A 688-nucleotide genomic window follows, 5' to 3' on the forward strand; every position below is an offset into this window, starting at 1 on the left:
AGCCAAGACGGCGTTAGTCATTCGTGATGGTCAAGAGCTAACGATTCCTGTCGAGGAAGTGCTTACTGGAGACTTTGTGCTGGTAAAACCGGGTGAGAAGGTTCCGGTGGATGGTGAAGTCATCGAAGGTACATCAGCGGTGGATGAGTCCATGCTGACTGGTGAAAGCATTCCAGTGGATAAAAAAATTGGCGACCATGTAATCGGAGCGACGATTAACAAAAATGGTCGGTTGAAAGTGAAAGCGACAAAGGTCGGCAAAGAAACGGCTTTAGCACAAATTATTAAAGTTGTAGAAGAAGCGCAGGGTTCAAAAGCACCAATTCAGCGTGTTGCTGATGTTATCTCAGGTATCTTTGTACCGATTGTTGTTGGAATAGCACTTGCAGCTTTTGTTGTATGGTACTTCTGGATAAGTCCTGGCGATTTCGCTAATGCTTTAGAGATTGCGATCGCGATTCTTGTCATCGCATGTCCGTGTGCTCTCGGTCTCGCAACACCTACGTCGATTATGGCAGGTTCTGGTCGTGCTGCAGAGCTCGGAGTTCTCTTTAAAGGCGGCGAGCATCTCGAATCAACGCATAAAATTGATGCAATTATTTTGGATAAAACAGGAACGGTGACTAAAGGCAAACCCGAATTAACGGATGTATTTGTGGAGTCGATGGATGAAGATGCTTTCTTGCGT

1 protein-coding gene is annotated in these 688 nt (G+C 45.8%); it reads left to right on the forward strand.

What is annotated here, in order from left to right:
- On the forward strand, positions 1–688 hold a 688-nt coding region (locus AC1DSE_RS36095), incomplete at both ends, for an HAD-IC family P-type ATPase (RefSeq protein WP_477529224.1).

This window comes from Paenibacillus sp. 01L418, from assembly GCF_056400045.1.